This is a genomic window from Streptomyces swartbergensis (genome assembly GCF_002148965.1).
In the GTDB taxonomy this organism is placed as follows: Bacteria; Actinomycetota; Actinomycetes; order Streptomycetales; family Streptomycetaceae; genus Streptomyces; species Streptomyces swartbergensis.
Genome location: NZ_NGFN01000512.1, coordinates 1 through 4,174, shown reverse-complemented (window position 1 = coordinate 4,174; position 4,174 = coordinate 1). Strand labels below are relative to the sequence as shown.

General features: G+C 72.5%; 4 protein-coding genes. 1 reads left to right on the top strand and 3 read right to left on the bottom strand.

The features are described 5' to 3' along the window. The first annotated feature begins 344 nt into the window (after positions 1-344). Positions 345-1,838: a phytoene desaturase family protein gene (locus CA983_RS41210; protein ID WP_086605781.1), complete on the top strand. Its 1,494-nt coding sequence runs from the start codon at positions 345-347 to the stop codon at positions 1,836-1,838. Between the two features lie 46 nt (positions 1,839-1,884). Here CA983_RS41210 and CA983_RS41205 read toward each other — a convergent pair whose 3' ends face one another. From CA983_RS41205 to CA983_RS41195, 3 genes are all read right to left on the bottom strand, one after another. Further along, on the bottom strand, positions 1,885-2,871 hold the full coding sequence (locus CA983_RS41205; RefSeq protein ID WP_086605780.1) for an SCO2102 family sporulation regulator: 987 nt from the start codon (positions 2,869-2,871) through the stop codon (positions 1,885-1,887). A 56-nt stretch (positions 2,872-2,927) separates the two neighbouring features. After that, entirely contained in the window at positions 2,928-3,851 is a 924-nt protein-coding gene (gene metF / locus CA983_RS41200) for a methylenetetrahydrofolate reductase [NAD(P)H] (RefSeq protein ID WP_086605779.1), read from the bottom strand. A gap of 96 nt (positions 3,852-3,947) precedes the next feature. After that, on the bottom strand, positions 3,948-4,174 hold a 227-nt coding region (locus CA983_RS41195), incomplete at its 5' end, for a thiamine phosphate synthase (RefSeq protein ID WP_208637160.1).

The following is a 4,174-nucleotide window of genomic DNA, read 5'->3' as shown; positions in this document are numbered from 1 at the left end:
CAGGACCCCCGTTCGGTCGTCCCCCGGTTCTCCCCCGTGCCTCGCTCCCGCCGACACCGTCGGCGGAAGGAGCGGATCGTGGGCCCGGCCCCGTTCCGGCGCCCCGTGTCGCCGGTACCGGAGCCGTGCCCCTCTCCGTGCCTCCACTCTCTCGTTCTCGCAGGTCCTCGCCCATCCGCGCGCGTACTCAACTCCCTCACTAGGTACGGGTACTCAGCCCTGTGCACGCGGCCCCAGAACACCGGGTGGCCGACTGGTCACGATCGCTTCCGTGCCCGTACTCGGAGGCCGGCGGCGGGGGCTCTCGGCGAGGGCTGTCAGTGCGGGCCGATAAAGTCCCTGGCATGGCACGGATTGCGGTGATCGGCGCCGGGATGGGCGCGCTGGCGGCAGCCGCCCGGCTGGCCGTCGCGGGCCACCGGGTGGTGGTGTACGAGCGGACGGACACGTACGGCGGAGCCCTGCGCCGCTTCGAGCGCGACGGGTTCTCCTTCGACACCGGCCCCGGCCTGCTCCCGCTGCCCGCCGTCTACCGCGACCTGTTCGTCAAGACCGGCAAGGAACCGCTGGAGGCATGCGTCGACCTGGTCCAGGTCGACCCGTCGTCCCGGCATGTGTTCGCGGACGGCACCCGGGTGGCGCTGCCCAACGCCTCGCGCGCGGGGGTCGTGGCGGCTCTGGACGAGGCGCTCGGCGCCGGGGCCGGGCAGCGGTGGGGCGACTTCCTGGTGCGGGCCCGCGAGGCCTGGGACCGGACCCGCCGGCCCCTCCTGGAGGAGCCGCTGTGGCCCAACTGGCAGGTGCTGGCCGAGCGCGAGCCCTACCCGGCCGTGCCCCACAAGCGGCTGCTGCGCACCCGCCGGGCCGGCACGCTCGCCGAGGTCGGCGCCTGGGAGCTGCGGGACACCCGGCTCGCCGCGCTCCTGGAGAGCCACGCCCTGGCGCACGGCCTGGACCCCCGGACCACCCCGGCGAGCGCGGCCGTACTGCCGTACATGGAGCACGCCTTCGGCACCTGGTACGTGCGCGGCGGCCTGCGTGAGCTGGCCCGCGCGGTGTACGAGCGGTGTGTGGCCCGAAAGGTCGAGTTCCGTTTCGGCGCCGACGTGACCGGGGTGCTGGAGAAGGACGGCCGGGCATCGGGGGTGGAACTCGCCGACGGCACGGTCGCGGAGGCGGACTTCGTGGTCGCCGGTGTCGCGCCCGGCACACTGGACCGGCTGTCCGCACAGGCGGTGACGCGGGGTGACGGCGACGTGCCGCCGCGGCCCGCGACGGCGAGCCGGCTCACGGTGCTGCTCGCCCTGCGCGGCCCCCGCCCCGACGGCACGGCACACCGCACGGTGGTGCACGCGGCGGACCGCGAGGCCGAGTTGGACGCCCTGTTCGGCGAGGCGGCGGGGACCACACACCCGACGGTCACGGTCCTGCGGCCCGACGACCCGGGGCTGGTCCCGGACCCGGACCACGAGGCGGTCACCCTCACGACGGTGGTACCCGCGCGGCCCGACGAGCCCTACGGCGACCTCGCCCAAAACATGATCACCGTCGCCGAACGCGCCGTACCCGACCTGCGCGACCGTCTCCTCTGGCACGAGGTGCGCACCCCGGCCGACATCGCGGAGGCGACCGGCGCGGAGGGCGGGGCGGTGCCGGTGCCCGCCCTGGCGGCGGACGGCGGGCGGCTACTGCATCCGTCCAACAGCACGCGCGTGCCCGGTCTGTTCGCCGTCGGCGGCTGGGCGCACCCCGGTGGCGGACTGCCGCACGCGGGCATGTCGGGCGCGCTGGTGGCGGGACTGATCGTGGAGGGACCGGAGTTCCGGGGCTCCCAGTAAGCGGGCCGCCCCGGCGGTGTTCAGGCTCCAGAAACGGTACTGCTCGTCAGAAGCGGTACTGCTCGTCGAAGCCGTTCCCGGGCGTCTGCTGCTGCCCGTTGCCCTGGTACGGGTACGGCTGCTGCTCCGGCGGCAGTTCCTGGCCGTACTCGTCGGTGTTGCGCTGCTGCGGGACCCACACACCGCCGGGCGGGCTCTCACCGCCGTAGGTGCCGGTGTACTCGTCCTGGCCGTAACCCTGCTGGGCGTAGTACTGCTGGTCGCCGTAGGAGGTGTTGTCGTACGAGGCTCCGCCGTAGGTCGGCGTGCCGATGTACGGGTCGGAGTAGGCGGCGTACTGCTGCTGGTCCGTGGCGTCGTAACCCTGCTGCTGGTCGGTGGCGTCGTAGCCCTGCTGCTGGCCGTAGCCCGAGTAGTCGTAGCCGTAGGACTGGTCGGTGCCCTGGGCCGTGGCGGCGTACTGGTCGTGGGCCGGGGCCGGGCCCTGGGGGTACCCGGTGTCGCCGTACACGCCGTAGGAGCCGGTGTCGTCGGGCACGGGCTGCGGCTCGTAGACGGCGGTGGTCTCGGCGGCCGTCGGGTGGACGGGGCGCGACGGGGTGAAGACGTCGTCGCGGTCGTAGTCGTCGTCCTGGCCGTAGGCGGGGGCACTGGTCTCGCGGCGGTAGTCGGCGGCCTCTTCGCCGTAGCCGCCGTCGGCCGTCTCCAGGCCGGAGACCTCCAGGGTCGGCTCCTGGCGGCCGCGCTCACCGCGGCGGCGCTTGCTGCCGCCCAGCATCGGCGCGTTCATCGCCCAGCCGGCCGAGAAGCCGCTGCGGAACGACAGGGTGACGTACGTCTGCCCGACCGCGAAGGCGGCCGCGCCCAGTCCGATCACGACGACGGACGGGATGAGGACACCGACGACGACGCCGAGGAAACCGACGAAGGCGAGCAGCCGCCAGCGCAGCCGCGCCTTGTACTGCAACAGCACCTCGCCCAGCAGCCACAGCGCGACGATGCCGAACGCGATGTAGAGGACCGCCCAGCCCATGTACGCCCCTCTCCCAGTCGCCGCTACGCAGTGTGTCGTATACGGGTGCGAACGGTCTAGGCCTGCGGTCGGTGGTGCAGGCCCAGGTTCTCGTAGATTTCCAGCGTCGCCGTGGAGTTGTTGAGCGTGATGAAGTGCAAGCCGGGCACTCCCTCGGCGAGCAGCCGCGCACAGAACTCCGTGGCGAATTCGATACCAATGGAGCGTACAGCGGCCGGATCGTCTTTTGCTGTGAGGATCCGCTCTTTCAGGGCGGGCGGGAACGCGGCGTTGGTGAGGGACGGGATGCGCTCCAGCGATCGCACGCTGGCGATCGGCATGACCTCGGGAATGATCGGGGTGTCGCAGCCGGCGGCCGAGACCCGGTCGCGCAGCCGGAGGTAGTCCTCCGGGTGGAAGAACATCTGCGTGATGGCATAGTCCGCGCCCGCGCGGCACTTGTCCACGAAGTGGCGGACGTCGGTGTCCCAGTCGGCGGAGCGCGGGTGCATCGCCGGGAAGGCGGCGACGCCCACGCAGAAGTCGCCGGACGCCTTGATCAGCTCGACGAGTTCGGCGGCGTAGGCCAGGCCCCGGGGGTGCGGCACCCACTCGCCCATCGGGTCGCCGGGCGGATCGCCGCGCAGGGCGAGCATGTTGCGGATCCCGGCGTCGGCGTACTGGCCGATGATGTTGCGCAGGTCGGCCACCGAGTGGTCGACCGCCGTGAGGTGCGCGATGGGCGTGAGGGTGGTGTCGGAGGCGATCGCCTCGGTCGCCTTGACCGTGCCCGCGCGGGTGGAACCGCCCGCGCCGTAGGTCACGGAGACGAAGTCGGGCGCCACGGCCTCGACCCGGCGCAGCGCGTTCCACAGGTTCCGCTCGCCCTTCGGTGTCTTCGGGGCGTAGAACTCGAACGAGTACGTCGTTTTGCCGGTCGCGAGCATGTCGCGGACGGTGCGCGCGTGGTCCGACCTGATGGATGCGGTGCCGAGGGCCATACCGGCAGGTTAGCCAGGGGCGGTCGGTCCCCCAACCGGGCACGGACATTTGACCGATTTGTGTACTTGCTGTCCACCCCTTGGACACCCGGCGTCCTACTTCTCCCGCAGCCTCTTCGCGAACTCGGCCGCCGCCGCGCCCGGGTCGTCGGCCTCGGTGATCGCCCGTACGACGACGGCGCGCCGGGCTCCCGCTTCCAGGACCTGGTCGAGATTGCCGAGGTCGATGCCGCCGATGGCGAACCAGGGACGGTCGGTGCCGAGGGCGGCGGTGTACCGGACGAGGTCCAGGCCGGGGGCGTGGCGGCCGGGCTTGGTGGGGG

Coding starts and splice junctions, on each gene's coding strand:
- CA983_RS41205 (WP_086605780.1), bottom strand. CDS start 2,871: ATGGGCTGGGCGGTCCTCTACATCGCGTTCGGCATCGTCGCGCTGTGG.
- CA983_RS41210 (WP_086605781.1), top strand. CDS start 345: ATGGCACGGATTGCGGTGATCGGCGCCGGGATGGGCGCGCTGGCGGCA.
- metF (WP_086605779.1), bottom strand. CDS start 3,851: ATGGCCCTCGGCACCGCATCCATCAGGTCGGACCACGCGCGCACCGTC.